Genomic DNA, 16,323 nt, shown 5'->3' on the forward strand with positions numbered 1-16,323 from the left:
GGGCCTGTACGACCATGGCGCATGGTTCCGCTGGTTCCTCGGGGCTCTCCTCGGGGCTGAAGGGGCTGGTCCGCGAGCTCGCCAAGTTCGGCGCCGTGGGCGGGGCGGGGCTGCTGGTCAACCTCGGTGTGTTCAACCTCGTCCGGCATCTCACCGACCTCCAGGTGGTGCGGGCGAGCGTCATAGCCACCGTCGTGTCGATCGTCTTCAACTACATCGGGTTCCGCTACTTCACCTACCGTGACCGCGACAAGGGCGGGCGGACGAAGGAACTGTCGCTGTTCATGCTGTTCAGCGCGGTGGGGCTGGTGATCGAGAACGGGTTGCTGTTCGCCGCGACGTACGGGTTCGGGTGGGACAGTCCGTTGCAGAGCAACGTGGCGAAGTTCGTGGGGATCGGGATCGCCACGTTGTTCCGGTTCTGGTCCTACCGGTCGTGGGTGTTCCGGGCGGTGCCTTTGCAGGCGGCGGAGCGGTCTGTCGCCGTGGCGGGGCCGTCCAGGGAACCGGAGCGGCAGGCTACGCAGCGGGTTGGTTGAGCGGCTCGGATTTTGTCTGCCGCGCCGCCGTTGGGGGCTGCCGCCCCCAAGCCCCCGCTTCGGCCCTTAAGGGCCTCGCCCTCAAACTCCCCCAGAGGGGGTACCCCCAGACAGGCTGAAATGCAGACACCCGGCGATGAGACGGGCACCCGCGAAGCAACCATCACCGCACCGTCGGCTCCTCGGCCTCCTGCATGCGCTTCTGTGGGGCCGTGCGGGAGAGGAAGAGGGCGAAGACCGGGGGTTGGGCCTGGAGCATCTCCAGGCGGCCGCCGTCGGCTTCTGCCAGGTCTCGGGCCACTGCCAGGCCGATGCCTGTCGAGTTGCGGCCGCTGATGGCGCGCTCGAAGATGCGGGCGCCGAGGTCGGCGGGGACGCCGGGGCCCTCGTCCGTCACCTCGACGACGGACTGGTTGCCGGTGACGCGGGTGCGCAGGGCGACCGTGCCGCCGCCGTGCATGAGGGAGTTCTCGATCAGCGCGGCCAGCACCTGGGCGACCGCGCCGGGCGTGCCCACCGCCCGCAGATGGCGCTTGCCGGAGCTGACGATCGCCCGGCCGTCGCCCCGGTAGGCGGGACGCCACTCGGCGAGCTGCTGCTGGATGACCTCGTCGAGGTCGAAGGTGACCGCCGAGCCGGTGCGCGGGTCCCGGGCGTTGGTCAGGAGCCGTTCCACCACGTCCGTCAGGCGCTCCACCTGCGTCAACGCGATCGTCGCCTCCTCCTTCACGGTGTCCGGGTCGTCGGTGAGGGTGATCTCCTCCAGGCGCATGGACAGGGCGGTGAGGGGGGTGCGCAGTTGGTGGGAGGCGTCGGCCGCCAGCCGGCGTTCGGCGGTGAGCATGCGGGCGATGCGCTCGGCGGAGGAGTCGAGGACGTCGGCGACCCGGTCCAGCTCGGGGACGCCGTACCGCTTGTGGCGGGGGCGCGGGTCGCCCGAGCCGAGGCGTTCCGCCGTCTCGGCGAGGTCGGTCAGCGGGGAGGCGAGGCGGTTGGCCTGGCGGATGGCCAGCAGCACCGCCGCGATCACCGCGAGCAGCGCCACCAGGGCGATGATCAGCAGGGTGCGGCCGACCTCCCGGGTGACCGTGGAGCGCGGCTCCTGGACGACGACGCTCTCGCCCTCCTCGCCCTTGGCCGTCGACCTGATGACGTCGCCCACGGGCTTGGTGCCGACCGCGATGACCGGTCGGCCGGGGATCCGGATCTCGGCGTAACGGTCCTGCGTGACCTGGTCGCGCAGTATCTCGGCGGTGACGTGCTCCGAGCCCACCAGCCGGCTGTCCACGATGCTGGCCAGCCGCAGCGCCTCGGAGTCCACCCGCTCCTGGGCGCTGTTGCTGATCGTGCGCGTCTCGACGATGACGAGGGAGACCCCGAACACCGCGATGACGACGAGCACGACGGCAAGGGTGGACTGGATGAGACGGCGACGCACAGACCCTCCGCAACGGTGACACTCTAGGACAGGCCAGGGCAGCCAACCCAGGGGCGCGGGGAACTGCGCGACCAGCCCCCACCGGCCCGCAGCCGGCAACACGACGCAGCGCGCATCACCGGCCAGGCCCAGCAGCAGCGCTGACTAGCTCTTTTCGAAGCGGAAGCCGACGCCCCGCACGGTGGCGATGTAGCGGGGGTTCGCCGCGTCGTCGCCGAGTTTCTTGCGCAGCCAGGAGATGTGCATGTCGAGCGTCTTGGTCGACGACCACCACGTCGTGTCCCAGACCTCGCGCATCAACTGGTCGCGGGTGACGACCCGCCCCGCGTCGCGCACCAGGACCCGCAGCAGGTCGAACTCCTTGGCGGTGAGCTGGAGTTCCTCGTCGCCCATCCACGCGCGGTGCGACTCGACGTCGATCCGCACGCCGTGGGTGGCCGGCGGCTGCGCGGGCTCGGAGGCCCCGCGCCGCAGCAGGGCCCGGACGCGGGCGAGCAGCTCGGCGAGCCGGAAGGGCTTGGTGACGTAGTCGTCGGCGCCCGCGTCGAGACCGACGACGGTGTCCACCTCGTCGGCGCGCGCGGTCAGGATGAGGATCGGGATCGCGTGGCCTTCGGAACGCAGTCGGCGGGCCACTTCCAGGCCGTCCATGCCGGGCAGACCGAGGTCCAGTACGACCAGGTCGACGCCGCCCTGCATTCCGGCGTCCAGCGCGGTGGGGCCGTCCTCACGCACCTCGACCTCGTACCCCTCCCGGCGCAGTGCGCGGGCCAGGGGTTCCGAGATGGACGCGTCGTCCTCGGCGAGCAGTACACGGGTCATGAGCTGATGGTAGTCCGCGCGGGGCGGCCGTCGACATGTGATCACCCATGCTGTTTCTTACACAGGGACATGACGGACACTCGGCCGCGGACGGCCGTCCCGCCGACCGTGATCTTGGTACGGACCTACTGCCGAGTAATGGCATCCTGATACGGAAACCTGGTACGGACCTTCGAATCACGTTCACGGTTTCTTGATCACCTGTGATATGTGCCTCAAGTCCTTCCATATCCGATATTGTCCTGCCGTATGGTGAGAGAACGCCTGTAGTACACACGGATCTGTACACGGATCTGCACACGGACCTACCCACGGACCTTCGGCGGTCGGCTCCTCGCTGAGGGTCCTTTTCATGTGCGGGCCGGCCACCGCCGGCCCGGAAAGCAACGACCTGGCAAGGAACGACGACCATGGCGTCCAGCCTGACGAAGGACTCGGTCCGCCCGGGCACCCCCGGCTCCGGGAAGACCTTCTTCGGCCACCCCCGCGGACTGGCCACCCTCTTCATGACCGAGATGTGGGAGCGCTTCTCCTACTACGGCATGAAAGCCCTGCTCACCGTCTACCTGCTGTCCGGCGGCCCCGACGCCGGCAAGAGCAGCATGGGCGGCGGCCTCGCGATGGACGTGGCCACGACCACGGTGATCGTGTCCGTCTACTCGGCGATGGTGTACCTGCTCGCGATGCCGGGCGGCTGGCTCGGCGACCGCGTCTGGGGCCCCCGCAAGACGGTGACCATCGCGGCCGTGACGATCATGTCCGGCCACCTCGTGCTGGCGCTGCCCGGCGGTCAGGCGCCGTTCTTCGCGGGTCTGGCGCTGGTCGCGGCCGGTTCCGGGCTGCTCAAGGCCAACATCTCCACGATGGTGGGCCACCTGTACGACGGCCCTGAGGACCCGCGCCGCGACGGCGGCTTCACGATCTTCTACATGGGCATCAACGCGGGCGCCTTCTTCGCCCCGCTGGCCATCGGCACCGTCGGCCAGAAGGTGAGCTGGCACCTCGGCTTCGGCATGGCCGCGGTCGGCATGGCGATCGGCCTCGCCGCGTTCCTGCTCGGCACCCGCAACCTGAGCCCGCAGAGCAGCCTGGTCCCCAAGCCGCTGGCGGCCGAGGAGCGTACGGCCTGGCTGCGCAAGGGCCTGCTCTGGCTGATCGCCGCGTCCGTCTTCTACGGCGTCGTCGGCTTCACCGGTCACTTCACGCTGAACTGGGCGATGATCCCGCTCACCGTCATCGGTCTGATCGTCCCGGCGGGCGTGCTGGTGCGCATCAAGCGGGACAAGGACCTCTCGGTCGCCGAGCAGTCCCGGATGACCGGCTACATCTGGTTCTTCGTCGCCGCCGCCGTGTTCTGGATGATCTACGACCAGGGCGCGTCGACGGTCCAGGCGTTCGGTGAGGGCAAGGCAGCGAGCTCGCTGCTCGGCTTCGACTTCCCGTCCTCCTGGTACCAGTCGCTGAACCCGCTGTTCATCATGGCGCTGGCCCCGGTCTTCGCCTGGGTCTGGCTGTGGCTGAACCGGGGCGGCCGGGAGCCGAGCACCATCGTGAAGTTCGCGATGGCGCTGGTCCTGATCGGCGTCTCGTTCTTCTTCTTCCTGATCCCGCTGGGCATGGCGTCGGGCGGGACGGCGGTCAGCCCGATGTGGCTGGTGGGCATCTACTTCATCCAGACCGTCGGCGAGCTGTGCCTGTCGCCGGTCGGACTGTCGGTGACCACGAAGATGGCCCCGGCCAAGTACGCCAGCCAGATGATGGGCGTGTGGTTCCTCGCGGTCACCGCGGGCGACTCCATCACGAGCCTGCTGTCCAACCCGGCCATCGCGGGCGTCGACCTCGGCGGCACCCCCGCGGTCCTCGCCGAAGCGGTGCTCGCCGCGCTCGCCGGCGTCGCGGTCTGGATGTACCGCCGCAAGGTGAAGTCCCTGATGGGCGACGTCAACTGAGCTCCCCCACCCCGCATACGGCTGACGGGCCGCCGCACCTCTGCACGGTGCGGCGGCCCTTCGTCGTTCCTTCCTTCCTCTATACATGCGCTGCGTGTGCGCATCTCAGCGCAGCCGCCGCCGGCCCGGCATGAACGTGAACACCGCCCCGCCCAGCAGGATCGCCGTGCCCGCGACCAGGCCCAGGGCCTTGAGGGTGGCGTGGTCGCCGGAGCCGGTTTCGGCCAGGCCGCCGCTGGTCGTCGTGGCGCCGCCCGAGGTCGAGGAGGAGCCGGTGCCGCCGGACGCGCCGCTCGTCTGTTCCTCCGTGGTGAGGGTGAGGGAGACGGCCGTGCTGTCCGGGGTGCAGGTGGTGGTCGTGCCGAGGGCCTCGATCGTGAGGACGCCCGGGGAGAGAGTGGACTCGCCGGTCGCGCCGGGCTTGTAGGTGCCGGTCAGGTCCGGGATCTCGATCGGCGCGCCCTGCTTGATCGCCGCGGGGTTGGTCGGGCCCTCCACCTTCACCGTGCCCTCGTCCGAGCCGCCGAGCACGACCTGCATGGTCGGCTTCACCTTGTTCGCCGGAATGTCGATCGGGCTGTCCATCACCGACTTCTTGAACTGCACGGTGAGGGCGTAACTCCCGCCGCTTTTACTGGCGTTGACCTGGATCGGCGAGGTCGCCTTCTTCTCGCCGATGGGCGAGGCGCAGGTGTAGGGGATGTCGACGACCTTGCCGGTGAAGTCGGTCTGGCCACTGGCGTCGCCGGTCCCGGACGCCGACGGCGACACCGACGCCGACGCCGACGCCGTCGGGGAGGTGCTGGACGACGGTGACTGGCTCTCGCTCTGTGAGGGCTCGGGGGACGTGCTCGAACTCCCCTCCCCCGCCGTCACCGTGATGGTCGCCGCCGGCTGGACGGTCTCCGTCGGCGCGCACCTGGTGTCCGTCGACAGCGCGTTGACGACGTACGCGTCCGGTGTCAGCGTCACCTGGCCCGGCGTCGTCAGTTTCAGCGTGCCCTTCATGTCGGACAGCGTCATCGCGCCGCCCTTGGGGATCGCCGGGTTCTCGCGGGGGCCGGTCATCGCGACGTCCGCGGTCTGCGCGCCGGCCGCCTTGAGGGTGCCGGACGGCTGGACCGAGTTCGCGGGCAGGTCGATGATGTCGGGGTTCTTCGACGCGGCCTGGGTGAACTTCCAGACGACGTCCACGGTGTCGCCCACCTTCGCCGTGGCCGGCGCGGTGATGTCGACCTTGGTGGTGCCGAGGACGTCGGGCAGTCCGATGCCCGACGGCGGCACGCACTTGGTGGCGTACGACACCTCGGCGGCCTGCGCCGGCCCGGCGGTCACGCCCAGCAGGACGGCCGCCCCGGTGAGCAGGACGGCGACACCGGCCGCCGCCGCCCGCTTCCGCACGGGCGCGCGGTCCGCGGGCGCGCGGTCCGCGGGCGCGCGGTCCGCGGGCGCGCGGTGTGGTGGTGGTACGGCTCTCTCGCTCACGTCGTTCCGTTCCCTCCGGGAGTCATGCGCGTCATGGGAGTCGTGGGAGTCGTGGGGGTCGTGTCCGGGGTGAACCACGGGAGGGTCGCTGTCGAGGGGGGCGGGGCCGGCTCCGGGGGCGGCGCGCCCTTGGCACGGCGGCTGTGCGACGGGCGGCGGGCCGTGGGCCGTGGGCGGACCCGGTCCACCACCGCCATGCCGATGCGGAACACCGCCGCCGGTACCACCAGGCAGAGCAGGATCCAGAACAGGGTCACGCCCCAGGGGCGGCCCACGCCCCACGGCTGCTCGGCGAGGATCTTCCCGCCGTACTTCAGGGAGACGGTGTAGTCCCCGTGGGCGCCGGCGGCGAGTTCGACGGGGAGTTCGACGCGGGCCTTGCCGCCGGGGTCGATCGTGCCGCGCCACTCCTGCTCGTCCCACTGCGGGGCGAACACCCCGTGGGCGGTGCCGACTTGGAAGACGGGGTTCTCGACGGGTCCGGTGCCGACGTTGCCGACGGTGAACACCAGCGTGCGGGCGGGGGGCGCTCCGAACCACGTCAACAGGCCGCCGGAGCCGTCGAGTCGGGTGTCGGTGAGCACGGAGAGGCGTCCGCCGGCGGTCGCGGCGGGCAGCGGCAGCACCGGGTGTCCGGCCACCTGGAACACCGCGTCGGCCTGCGCCTTCGCGCCGGTCGCGGTGGCCACGTGCACCACGCAGGGGCAGGGCACCGGCGGCTCGGCCACCGGCAGGGTCCGGCTGAAGCGGCCGTCTGGGCCGGTGGTGACGGCGCGGCCGTCGGCGTTGGCACAGGAGTTGGTGCCGCCGACCACACCCCGGGCCGGTGTCGCCTGCCCGCAGACCAGCAGCATCAGCAGCGTCCGCGCACCCCAGCCGCTGCCGCCGACGGTGATCGAACCGCCGGTCCCCGCCTGGGACTTGGACAGCGTGACGGTCGGCCCGTCGGCCGCCGCCACCCCGGCCAGGGGCAGCACCAGCAGGGTCAGCACCAGCGCCAGGCTCCACGCCGGCTTGCCTCTCACGTCGGCACTCCCTCCGGAAGACGGGCTCTCCGCCGCCGTACGAGGACGGCGGCCAGGACGGTCGCGACGGCCACCGCGCCCGCCGCCGGGCCCCACGGCACGAACCGTGCCGACGCCCGCCCGGTGGCCCGCGCCGCGCCGGGCGCGGTGACCGTGAGGCGGACGGTGACGGCGTCCAGGGCCGGGCGGTCGGGCCACGGTTCGTCGAGGGCGAGGCGGCGGCCCGGGGGCAGGCGGACGGGCAGGGTGCGCGCGGGGCGGTCCAGGACGGCGCCCAGGACGCCGTCCGCGTGCACGGCGAGCCGCGGGACGAGGGCCGTCGTACCCCGGTTGACCAGCTCGTACGTGATGCGGTGGCCGCGTACGGCCACCCGCTCGACGGTCAGCGCGGCGAGCGCGGGTCCGCCGACCCGGATCAGCAGCCGGACGGCCGCCGCCCGGCCGGCGGAGTCCCGTACGACGATCTCGGCGGCCCGGTCGCCGGGCTGCGCGTCCGCCGGGACGGTCACCGTGAAGGGCACCTCGGCGCGGGTGCGGGCGGGGACGGCGGGGTTCGCGTCGGCGAAGACGACGCGCAGACCGTCGCCGGTGGCGTGCAGCCGTACGGTGAGCGGCCGCGTGCCCCGGTTGGTGACGGCGACCGTGTCCTGGAGGACCGTCCCGGGCGCCCCCTCCGCGTAGAAGGAGGGCCGCCCGTCGCCGGAGGGCGCGACCGACCAACTGCCGGGCGTGGCAGCGAGCAGTAGCGGCAGGGTCAGCAGCAGGGCTCGGGCGGGGGCGTACGGCATCGGCGGCTCCAGCACTCGTACGAGGGGCGCGGTCAGCGGCGGGCGGGGGCCGTCCGGCCTCGCCGGGTCAGCCAGAGGGCGCCGGCGGCGCCCGCGAGCAGCACCGTGGCGCCGAGGGTGCCGAGTGCGATCGCGGAGTCCTCGGGGCCGGTCTGCGGGAGCTGACCGGCGGAGCCGTCGTCGCTCACGCCGCCGCCCGACGCCGTCACGTCGAGGGTGAGGGACGGGCCGGGGCTGTTGGCGGGCGTGCACGTGGTGGTCGTACCGAGCGCTTCGATGGTGAGCACGGCGGCCGTGAAGGTGACCTTGCCGGTCGCCTTCGGGGTGTACGTGCCGGTCAGGTCGCTGATCTTGATGGGGGTGTTCTCGGGGATCGCGGCGGCGTTGGCGGGGCCGGTGACCTTGAGGGTGCCGCTGTCGACGCCGCCCAGCGTGATCGTGGCGCTCGGCTTCATGGAGCCCGCGCCGAGTTCCACGGGGCTGGAGGAGACGCCTTTCTGCCAGGACATGGTGATCTTGTAGCCGCTGCCGCTCCTGACGCCGGTGATGTCGATGGGCGAGACGGCGCTCTTGACGCCGATGGGCGTCTTGCAGGTGTAGTTGACGTTCACGACCTCGGCCACGGCCACCGGGGCGGCCATCCACACCGCCGAGCCGGCCAGGGCCACGGCAGCCGCGAGCACGGCGCTTCGCCTCCGCTTCGACACGTCCGTCCCCTCACTCCCACCGCCCCGCACTTACTGACGAGGCATCAGATCGAGCCGTCAAGGTACGCCCGGCACGATAAGGAGGGAAGAGAAGGCACGGCCCGGAGTTGTGGGGATCCGGCGCACGGTTTCGGGGGGTTCGGAGGACGTCCGAGGCTCGCGGGCACCGCAACACCTCGGGGGCGACGACCGTCCCCTCGGGGCGCTGGCGCTGGCGCTGGCGCTGTTCCAGGATGGCCGGGAGCAGTCGGCCGGCGGCCGGGGCGGCCCGGGTACCGTCGGCCGGCCCGGATTACCCGTACGGGCAGCCGGGTTGCCGTCCGGGCACCCGAACCGCGGCCTGGCCGGGGCGAATTGCGGTCCGGCCAGGTGCCCGGATCACGCGGGGGCGCCCAGTTCCGCCCAGACTGTTTTGCCTGTGAGGCCTGGGGTTCGGATGACGCCCCAGTCCAGGCAGAGGCGTTGGACGATGAACATGCCGTGGCCGCCGGGGCGGCCCGCGCGGTGGGGGGTGCGGGGGGCCGGCTGGCCGGTGCCGCGGTCGGAGACCTCGACGCGGATCACCTTGTTGTCGCAGCCGATGACCATCCGGTCCGGTCCCTCGGCGTGCAGGCACGCGTTGGTGACCAGTTCGGAGACGACCAGCAGCACGTCCTCCGCGGCGGCCCGCCGGTCGGCGGTGGCGGCCGGCAGCCAGCCCCACGCGTACAGCGCCTGCCGGGCGAAGTCGCGGGCGAGCGGCACGACCCCGCTGGCGCCCTCGAAGCTCAGTCGGCGTACCTGACCGCCGCCCGACGCCTCGGACGAACCGGATGTCTCGGCCGCCGCTCTCTCTGGGGGCTCCCCCGGGGATCCCCCCTGGGGCGACCCGGAAGCGCCACTGGGCTCCGGGTCGCGGTCGCCCGGCGAGTATGGCCGGGTGGTGCTCATCAGCGCTTCACCTCACCGATTCCCCGATTCACCGGTTCACAATTCAAGAGTCGGATCTCTACAAAGTCTGTACGCGGGTGGTTACGTGGGCATTTACGTGACCCGACGGCGGTCCCGTCGCCCTTGCCGCCGACATGTTCGGGTACAGGATGTCTCCTGCCCGGGCCGACCGGCGGAACACCCCTCGTTCGCACCCGTTCGCACCCGCTACCCGGCGGACGGCGAAAGTCAGCCGTCGTCGGCCAGCGCCGCCGCGACCGTGGCGTGCACGGTGAACACCGCGTCCGCGCCGGTGATCTCGAAGACCCGCGCCACCACGGGCAGCATGCCCGCCAGATGGACCCCGCCACCGGCCGCCTCCGCCTTCAGACGCGCTCCGAGCAGCACGTTCAGCCCGGTGGAGTCGCAGAACTCCAGCCGGGTGCAGTCCACCACCAGGCGGCTGCGGCCCCGGGCGAGGCAGTCGTCGAGCGGCTCACGCAACAGATCGGCGGTGTGGTGATCCAACTCACCCGCCGGGGTCACGACGGCGCTGGAGCCCTCTTCCCGCACCTCGACCAGAAGCCGGCCAGACTGTGCGCTGCCGACCGTCCCGCGGTCCATGCCGTCTCTTCTCCTGGGGTCGTGAACTGCTTGCCGACGCTCTCGCTGACGCCGCTGACGCCCTCGAAACCCTACGCCCTGGACCCGCGCCCCAACACCCGAACAATCACACTCAAACGGACATAATCCAACAAATGCCACTTGCGATCGGTCGAGTAAAGCGGGTAGGGCTAGGTAGGAACACGCGACACGCAACCGACCACGGCCGGCTTTGGAGGCGCCGCACACCGTAGTGCGCTCACTGGCTTCGGCAGCCATACGCCGAGAACGATGGAGGACATCATGTCACCCCGGCTCGACGCACCGTCCACCCGCGGAGCGACGTCGACACCCCCTCCGGAACAGGACGCGGCAGCGGCAACCGACGTCAGCGACGCCCTCGCCGGTCTTCCGGAGATCCCCCCGTACGACGAGGTGGGGGCCGTCGACGCACGGGCCCTGTCCAAGACGCTGTTCGCGCGGCTGGAGGCCCTCGAAGAGGGCACGCACGACTACGCGTACGTCCGCAACACGCTCGTCGAACTGAACCTCGCGCTGGTCAAGTTCGCCGCCTCCCGGTTCCGCTCGCGCAGCGAGCCGATGGAGGACATCATCCAGGTCGGCACCATCGGCCTGATCAAGGCGATCGACCGCTTCGAGCTCTCGCGGGGCGTCGAGTTCCCGACCTTCGCGATGCCCACCGTCATCGGCGAGATCAAGCGCTTCTTCCGTGACACCTCGTGGTCGGTGCGCGTCCCGCGCCGGCTCCAGGAACTGCGGCTCGACCTGGCCAAGGCGGGCGACGAACTGGCCCAGAAGCTCGACCGGGCGCCCACCGTCGGGGAGTTGGCCGAGCGGCTCGGCCTCTCCGACGACGAGGTCGTCGAGGGCATGGCGGCGTCGAACGCGTACACCGCCTCCTCGCTCGACGCGCAGCCGGAGGACGACGACACGGAAGGCGCCCTCGCCGACCGCATCGGCTACGAGGACCACGGACTCGAGGGCATCGAGTACGTCGAGTCGCTGAAGCCCCTGATCGCCGAACTCCCGCCCCGCGACCGGCAGATCCTCTCCCTGCGCTTCGTCGTCGGCCTGACCCAGTCGGAGATCGGCGAGGAGCTCGGCATCTCCCAGATGCACGTGTCCCGCCTGCTGTCCCGCACCCTGGACCGACTGCGGAAGGGTCTGACACTGGAGGAGTGACCTGCGCCGCCGTACCGTATGGCCGCATATGCATTCTGCATCTGCGTCTGTTCTCGAGGAGCGCCGTGTCCGACTCCCCCGCCGGTACCGTCCGTCCCGGTCGGCTCGCCGATCTTCCCGTGCTGTTGGTCGCCGCTGTCTGGGGCTCCAGTTATCTCGCCGCCAAGGGCGTCACGACGGCGCAGACCGTGGTGGCGGTGCTGGTGCTGCGGTTCGCCGTGGTGTTGCCGGTGCTGGTGGTCGCGGGGTGGCGGCGGCTGCGGGCGCTGAGCGGGCCGCAGTGGCGCGGAGCCGGGCTGCTGGGGCTGGTCCTCGCCGGGATCTTCCTGCTGGAGACCTACGGCGTCGTGCACACCTCGGCGACCAACGCCGGGCTGATCATCAGCCTGACCATGGTGTTCACGCCGCTCGCGGAGAGCCGGGTGCGCGGGACGCGGCTGCCGGGGGCGTTCATGGCGGCGGCGGGCCTGTCGGTGCTCGGCGTGGCGCTGCTGACGCAGGGCGCCGGGTTCACCGCCCCGTCCGGCGGCGACCTGCTGATGCTGGGGGCGGCCGTCGCCCGTACCGTGCACGTGCTGGCCATGGCCCGGATGGAGTCGGTGCGCGGGGCCGACGCGTTGTCGCTGACGACCGTCCAACTGGGCAGTGCGGTCGCCGTGTTCGCGGTGCTGGCGGCGGTGCCGGGGACGGGCGCGTCGGTGTGGTCGACCGCCGCCGGGTTCGACGGCGGGGACTGGCTCGGCCTGCTCTATCTCTCCGCGTTCTGCACGCTGTTCGCGTTCTTCGTGCAGATGTGGGCGGTGCGCCGTACGTCGCCGTCCCGGGTCAGTCTGCTGCTGGGCACCGAGCCGGTGTGGGCGGCGGCCGTGGGCATCGCGCTCGCCGGGGACCGGCCTGGCTGGCTCGGCCTGGCGGGCGCGGTGCTCGTGCTCGTCGGCACCGGGTGGGGGCGGGCGGTCGCGGACCGCAAGCGTCCGCCCGTACCCGCGCCCCTGCCCGCGCCCCTGCCTGCGTCCCCGCCTGACGTTGCTGGTCAGAGCACCTGTGCGCCGCGCCGCCAGACGCCGGAGACGAGCGGTACGCCCGGCCTGTAGGCCAGGTGGACGTGGCTCGGGGCGTCCAGCAGGGTCAGGTCGGCGTACGCGCCCGGGGTCAGGCGGCCCACGTCCGTGCGGCGCAGGGCCGCCGCGCCGCCCGCCGTCGCCGACCACACCGCCTCGTCGGGCGTCATGCCCATGTCCCGGACGGCGAGCGCGATGCAGAACGGCACGGACGACGTGAAGGACGACCCCGGGTTGCAGTCCGTGGAGAGGGCGACGGTGACGCCCGCGTCCAGCAGCCGGCGGGCGTCCGGCCACTCGGCGCGCGTGGAGAACTCGGCGCCCGGCAGCAGCGTGGCGACCGTGTCGCCGCTCGCCAGCGCGTCCACGTCGGCGTCCGTGAGGTGGGTGCAGTGGTCGGCGCTGGCCGCGTCCAGCTCGACCGCGAGCTGCACGCCGGGGCCGTAGGTGAGCTGGTTGGCGTGGATGCGGGGGTGCAGGCCCTTCGCCTTGCCGGCGGTGAGGATGGCGCGGGCCTGGTCGCCGTCGAACGCGCCCTTCTCGCAGAACACGTCGATCCAGCGGGCGTGCGGGGCGCAGGCGTCGAGCATCTCGCCGGTGACCAGGGCCACGTAGGCGGCCGGGTCGTCGGCGTGGTCGGGGGAGACGATGTGCGCGCCGAGGTAGGTGACCTCGTCGGTGTGCCGGGCGGCGATGCGCAGGGCGCGGGCCTCGTCGGCGACCGTCAGGCCGTAGCCCGACTTCGTCTCGAAGGTGGTGGTGCCCTGGCGGAGCGCCTCGGCGAGGTAACGGGTGAGGTTCCGTTCGAGTTCCCCGTCGCTCGCGGCGCGGGTCGCGGCGACCGTCGTGCGGATGCCGCCCGCCGTGTAGCCGCGGCCCGACATCCGGGCGTTGAACTCCTCCGTGCGGTCGCCCGCGAAGACCAGGTGGGAGTGGGAGTCGACGAAGCCCGGGAGGACCGCCCGGCCGCCCGCGTCGACCCGGTTGTCAGTGGCGGGTGCTTTGCTTGATTCACCGGTCCACACGATGCGGTCGCCGTCGATGACGACTGCCGCGTCCCGGACCAGACCGAGCGGAGATCCGTCACCGAGGGAGGGATCGTTGGTGACCAGCGTGGCGATGTCGGTGATGACGGTGGTCGTGCCGGTGCTGGTGCTCGTGCTGCTGCTCATCGTCGTGTCCTCGTGGGAGCGGGGTCCTGGGGTGGCTAGGCGCGCAGGGCGTCGATGGCCCGGGCGAGGGCCTGGGGCACGTCGGGTACGAGCGTGTGCGCCCCGTCGCGTACGACATGACGTCCGGCGACGACCGTATGCCGTACGTCCGCCGCGGTCGCCGCGAATACGGCCGTCTCGGCGCCGAGGCGCGGCACCGGTCCCGCCGTTCTGACCGAGTCGAGGGCGATCGTCGTGAAGTCGGCGGGCGCGCCGGTCGCCAGGGTGCCCGCGTCCGGGTTGCCGAGGGCGGCGTGGCCGTCGGCGGAGGCGGCGCGCAGCAGGGCCGCCGCCGTCCAGTGACCCCGGGTGCGGGTGCGCAGCCGCTCGTTGAGCTCCATCGCGCGGGCCTCTTCGAGCAGGTCGATGACGGCGTGGCTGTCGGAGCCCAGGGAGAGCGGCGAGCCCGCGGCCTGGAGGGCGACGGCCGGGCCGATGCCGTCGGCGAGGTCGCGTTCGGTCGTCGGACACATGCAGGTGCCGGTGCCGGAGCCGCCGAGGAGGGCGATGTCCTGGTCCGTGAGGTGCGTGTTGTGGACGCCGGTGGTGCGCGGGCCGAGGACGCCGTGGTCGGCGAGGAGCTGCGTCGGCGTGCGGCCGTGGGCCTCGCGGCAGGCGTCGTTCTCGGCGGTCTGCTCGGACAGGTGCACGTGCAGCGGCGCCCGGCGCTCCTGCGCCCAGCTTGCCACGGTGGCCAACTGGTCGGCGGGCACGGCCCGTACGGAGTGGACGGCCGCCCCGATCCTCGCGTGATCCCGTTCCTTGAGAAGTGAACAGCGTGCGGCCCAGGCGTCCGCGTCACCGTCGGAGAAGCGGAGCTGGTGGGCGTTGGGGGCCTGGCCGAAGCCGGCCGAGAGGTAGGCGGTGTCGAGGAGGGTGATGCGGATGCCGGCGTCGGCGGCGGCCTCGATCAGCGCCTCGCCCATGGCGTTGGGGTCGGCGTAGGGGGTGCCGCCGGGGGCGTGGTGCAGATAGTGGAACTCGCCGACGGCCGTGATGCCGGCCAGCGCCATCTCGGCGTACACGGCGCGGGCCAGCTCGTGGTACGACTCCGGGGTCAGCCGGTCGGCGACCGAGTACATGACCTCGCGCCAGGTCCAGAAGGTGCCGGAGCCCACCTGGACGGTGCCGCGCAGGGCGCGGTGGAAGGCGTGGCTGTGGGCGTTCGCCAGGCCCGGGAGGGTCAGTCCGCGCAGGATCTCGGCGCCGGGCGGCGGGGCGTCGACGCCCGTGCGGACGGCGGTGATGCGGCCGTCGGCCACCTCCAGGGCGACGCCCGGCTCGACGTTCGTGTCGAGCCAGGCGTGTTCCAGCCAGTACGTCCGTGTCCGCTGCGTGGGGGTCACCGGCAGGCCAGTCCTTCCAGTACGTCGGCGAGGGCGTGCACCCCGGCCACACAGTCGTCCTCGGCGGCGAACTCGGCCGGGGAGTGCGAGACGCCCGTGGGGTTGCGCACGAACAGCATGGCGGTCGGGATGGTCCCGGACAGGATCCCGGCGTCGTGTCCGGCGCCGGTGCCGAGGACGGGGACCGTCAGATCCGTGCCCCGGCCCTGCTTGTCCTGGTCCTGGCCGAGGATGCGGGCGAGTTCGTCGCGCAGGGCGTGGTCGAACTCGACGACGGGCGTGAACGACTCACGGACGACGGCGAGGTCGATGCCGTGGGCGGCGGCGTACTCGCGGGCGGCCTGCTCGATGCCCGTGACCACCGTGTCCAGGGTGTCCTGGTCGGCGGCGCGGGAGTCGAGCCAGCCGCGCACCAGGGAGGGGATGGCGTTGACGCCGTTCGGCTCGACGGAGATCTTGCCGAAGGTGGCGACGGCGCCCGCGAGTCGCGCCTCGCGGCGGGCGGCGAGGACCGTCTCGGCGTACGACAGCATCGGGTCGCGGCGGTCCACGAGGCGGGTGGTGCCGGCGTGGTTGGCCTCGCCCCGGAAGTCGAACCGCCAGCGCCCGTGCGGCCAGATGGCACTGGCGATGCCCACCCGGTCGCCGCTCAGGTCGAGGGCGCGGCCCTGCTCCACGTGGAGTTCGACGAACGCGCCGATGCGGGCGAGCCGCTCGGGGTCGGGGCCGATGGCGTCGGGGTCGTACCCGGCGGCCTCCATGGCCCTCGGGAGGGTGATGCCGTCGCCGTCGGTGAGCCGGTGGGCCTGCTCGACGGTGAGCTGTCCGGCGGTGAGCCGGGAGCCGACGCAGGCGAGCCCGAAGCGGGCGCCCTCCTCGTCACCGAAGTTGACGAGGGCGAGGGGCCTGGTGAACGTGACGCCCCGCGCGCGGAGTTCGTCGAGCGCGGCGAAGGACGACACGACGCCGAGCGGCCCGTCGAAGGCGCCGCCGTCCGGCACCGAGTCGAGATGCGACCCGGTGACGACGGCGTCCCCGGCGGCCGGATCCCCCAGCCACGCCCACTGGTTGCCGTTGCCGTCCAGCTCGTAGGCGAGCCCGCGCGCCTCGGCCTGCGCCCGGAACCAGGCCCGGCAGTCGGTGTCGGCGGCCGTCCAGGCGTACCGCCGGTAGCCGTGGGAGTCCGGGTGGCGGCCGATGGGCAGCAGGTCGCGCCACATCTCGAGGAAGGAGGCAC

15 protein-coding genes are annotated in these 16,323 nt (G+C 72.2%); 4 read left to right on the plus strand and 11 right to left on the minus strand.

From position 1 onward, the window contains the following. The first annotated feature begins 14 nt into the window (after window positions 1-14). On the plus strand, window positions 15-539 hold the full coding sequence (locus tag BMZ82_RS21315; RefSeq protein WP_093778115.1) for a GtrA family protein: 525 nt from the start codon (window positions 15-17) through the stop codon (window positions 537-539). A gap of 163 nt (window positions 540-702) precedes the next feature. Here the strand turns inward: BMZ82_RS21315 and BMZ82_RS21320 are convergent, their stop codons facing one another. Both BMZ82_RS21320 and BMZ82_RS21325 read right to left on the minus strand, forming a co-directional pair. After that, window positions 703-1,977, minus strand: coding sequence for an ATP-binding protein (locus tag BMZ82_RS21320; protein WP_093778117.1), 1,275 nt, complete (start codon window positions 1,975-1,977; stop codon window positions 703-705). A 144-nt stretch (window positions 1,978-2,121) separates the two neighbouring features. Continuing rightward, window positions 2,122-2,799, minus strand: coding sequence for a response regulator transcription factor (locus BMZ82_RS21325; protein ID WP_093778119.1), 678 nt, complete (start codon window positions 2,797-2,799; stop codon window positions 2,122-2,124). 410 nt (window positions 2,800-3,209) lie between these two features. On the opposite strand from BMZ82_RS21325, the gene BMZ82_RS21330 reads away from it, so the two are divergent. After that, window positions 3,210-4,748, plus strand: a complete 1,539-nt coding sequence (locus BMZ82_RS21330) for a peptide MFS transporter (protein WP_093778121.1) — start codon at window positions 3,210-3,212, stop codon at window positions 4,746-4,748. Window positions 4,749-4,853: 105 nt separating this feature from the next. Here the strand turns inward: BMZ82_RS21330 and BMZ82_RS21335 are convergent, their stop codons facing one another. From BMZ82_RS21335 to BMZ82_RS21360, 6 genes are all read right to left on the minus strand, one after another. Then, window positions 4,854-6,113, minus strand: coding sequence for a hypothetical protein (locus tag BMZ82_RS21335; RefSeq protein WP_093778280.1), 1,260 nt, complete (start codon window positions 6,111-6,113; stop codon window positions 4,854-4,856). Between the two features lie 116 nt (window positions 6,114-6,229). Further along, window positions 6,230-7,258 (minus strand): hypothetical protein, encoded by a 1,029-nt coding sequence (locus tag BMZ82_RS21340; protein ID WP_093778123.1) that lies wholly within the window; start codon window positions 7,256-7,258, stop codon window positions 6,230-6,232. After that, entirely contained in the window at window positions 7,255-8,046 is a 792-nt protein-coding gene (locus BMZ82_RS21345; protein WP_093778125.1) for a COG1470 family protein, read from the minus strand. Before BMZ82_RS21345 ends, BMZ82_RS21340 begins: the two co-directional genes overlap by 4 nt. Window positions 8,047-8,078: 32 nt before the next feature. Continuing rightward, window positions 8,079-8,753: an LPXTG cell wall anchor domain-containing protein gene (locus BMZ82_RS21350; protein WP_093778127.1), complete on the minus strand. Its 675-nt coding sequence runs from the start codon at window positions 8,751-8,753 to the stop codon at window positions 8,079-8,081. Window positions 8,754-9,131: 378 nt separating this feature from the next. Continuing rightward, the gene (locus BMZ82_RS21355; protein WP_093778129.1) at window positions 9,132-9,683 is read right to left on the minus strand and encodes an ATP-binding protein; all 552 of its coding nucleotides are present in this window, start codon (window positions 9,681-9,683) and stop codon (window positions 9,132-9,134) included. Window positions 9,684-9,911: 228 nt separating this feature from the next. Further along, entirely contained in the window at window positions 9,912-10,286 is a 375-nt protein-coding gene (locus tag BMZ82_RS21360) for an STAS domain-containing protein (RefSeq protein ID WP_093778131.1), read from the minus strand. Between the two features lie 270 nt (window positions 10,287-10,556). Between BMZ82_RS21360 and BMZ82_RS21365 the strand changes: the two genes are divergently transcribed. Beyond that, window positions 10,557-11,468, plus strand: a complete 912-nt coding sequence (locus tag BMZ82_RS21365) for an RNA polymerase sigma factor SigF (protein WP_093778133.1) — start codon at window positions 10,557-10,559, stop codon at window positions 11,466-11,468. Between the two features lie 65 nt (window positions 11,469-11,533). Next, on the plus strand, window positions 11,534-12,562 hold the full coding sequence (locus tag BMZ82_RS21370; protein WP_093778135.1) for a DMT family transporter: 1,029 nt from the start codon (window positions 11,534-11,536) through the stop codon (window positions 12,560-12,562). Here BMZ82_RS21370 and hutI read toward each other — a convergent pair. The 3 genes from hutI to BMZ82_RS21385 are packed head-to-tail and all read right to left on the minus strand — an operon-like array spanning window position 12,502 to window position 16,306. Then, complete coding sequence (gene hutI, locus BMZ82_RS21375) at window positions 12,502-13,701, minus strand: imidazolonepropionase (protein WP_093778137.1); 1,200 nt, start codon at window positions 13,699-13,701, stop codon at window positions 12,502-12,504. The genes BMZ82_RS21370 and hutI overlap by 61 nt on opposite strands. A gap of 35 nt (window positions 13,702-13,736) precedes the next feature. Beyond that, on the minus strand, window positions 13,737-15,086 hold the full coding sequence (locus tag BMZ82_RS21380) for a formimidoylglutamate deiminase (RefSeq protein WP_093778139.1): 1,350 nt from the start codon (window positions 15,084-15,086) through the stop codon (window positions 13,737-13,739). Next, window positions 15,083-16,306, minus strand: a complete 1,224-nt coding sequence (locus BMZ82_RS21385) for an allantoate amidohydrolase (RefSeq protein WP_093778282.1) — start codon at window positions 16,304-16,306, stop codon at window positions 15,083-15,085. Before BMZ82_RS21385 ends, BMZ82_RS21380 begins: the two co-directional genes overlap by 4 nt. Window positions 16,307-16,323 lie beyond the last annotated feature (17 nt).

It is taken from the genome of Streptomyces sp. yr375 (assembly GCF_900110755.1).
In the GTDB taxonomy this organism is placed as follows: Bacteria; Actinomycetota; Actinomycetes; order Streptomycetales; family Streptomycetaceae; genus Streptomyces.